The sequence below is a fragment of the Acidovorax delafieldii 2AN genome, from assembly GCF_000175235.1.
Taxonomy (GTDB): domain Bacteria; phylum Pseudomonadota; class Gammaproteobacteria; order Burkholderiales; family Burkholderiaceae_C; genus Acidovorax; species Acidovorax delafieldii_B.
In genome coordinates, this window is record NZ_ACQT01000519.1 from 1 (window position 1) to 1186 (window position 1186).

Genomic DNA, 1186 nt, shown 5'->3' on the forward strand with positions numbered 1-1186 from the left:
GGGAAGCTCTTCACGAATCAGTTCTGGCTGTGTCACGGCGATGCCTGAACTAAAACAGCACTCACTTTGAGCAATTGGACTGGCGCAGCGCTTCCCGCAGGCGCTGCGCGAGGGCTATTGCCCCGATATTGGAGGCACTACGCCCCCTGCACGCGCACCTGCCCCATGCAAGTCAGCAACTTGTGCCTCGCCATCCACAGGTTTGAGAGCGCAAACAGCGTGACGATCTGCGCCGTGTTCTTCTTGAGCCCCCGGTAGCGCACCTTCACATACCCAAACTGCTGCTTGAGCACTCTGAAAGGATGCTCGACCTTGGCCCGGATGCTGGCCTTGGTGCGCTCCAACTGATCGATCAACGCCTCAAGAGGCTTGTCCTTGTCCAGCGCCCGGCGCAGCCCTGGACGCAGCGCCACATGCCAGCGCACCGTTGGCTTGGCATCAGCTCGCTTGTCCACCCCCTGGTAACCCGCATCTCCAAAGGCGTCTGTCTCCTGCCCGTGCAATAGGCTGTTGGCCTCGACCACATCACCGACATTGCCGCTGGTGCCTCGCACCGTATGCACCAGGCCCGAGTCTGCATCCACCCCAATGTGGGCCTTCATACCGAAGTACCACTGGTTGCCCTTCTTGCTTTGATGCATCTCGGGGTCACGCTCGTGGCTTTGGTTTTTGGTTGAACTGGGCGCAGCAATCAGCGTGGCATCCACCACGGTGCCCGCTTTGAGTTGCAACCCCTTGGCTTGCAGTAGCGCATTCACGGTGGCCAGGATCTGATCGGCCAGCTTGTGGCGTTCCAGCAGATGCCTAAAGCGCAGGATGCTCGATTCGCTGGGGATCTGTTCGTCCCAGTGGGACAGGCCTGCAAAGTCCCGAAAGGCTGGCACGTCGTGCAAGGCTTCTTCCATGGCTGGGTCACTGAGTTTGAACCACTGCTGCATGAAGTGGATGCGCAGCAGCGTGCTCACTGCAAACGGCTGCTGGCCCCGGCGCCCACTCTCGGGTGCGTAGGGCTCTATCAGCGTGACCAGCTCAGCCCAGGGCACCACCAGCTCCATGGCATCGAGAAATTCGCGCTTGCGGGTGCGTTTGACGGTGTTGCTCAGGCCCAAGCTGCTTTGCTTCATACGCTTATTGTCTGAGCTTCAGGCTTGCTCAGCCACATCGCACGGGGATTCGTGCAGAGAGT

1 protein-coding gene is annotated in these 1186 nt (G+C 60.0%); it reads right to left on the reverse strand.

Features of this window, described 5'->3' with window-relative positions:
* Window positions 1-137: 137 nt before the first annotated feature.
* Window positions 138-1124, reverse strand: coding sequence for an IS5 family transposase (locus ACDELDRAFT_RS22735; protein WP_005801414.1), 987 nt, complete (start codon window positions 1122-1124; stop codon window positions 138-140).
* Between the last annotated feature and the right edge of the window lie 62 nt (window positions 1125-1186).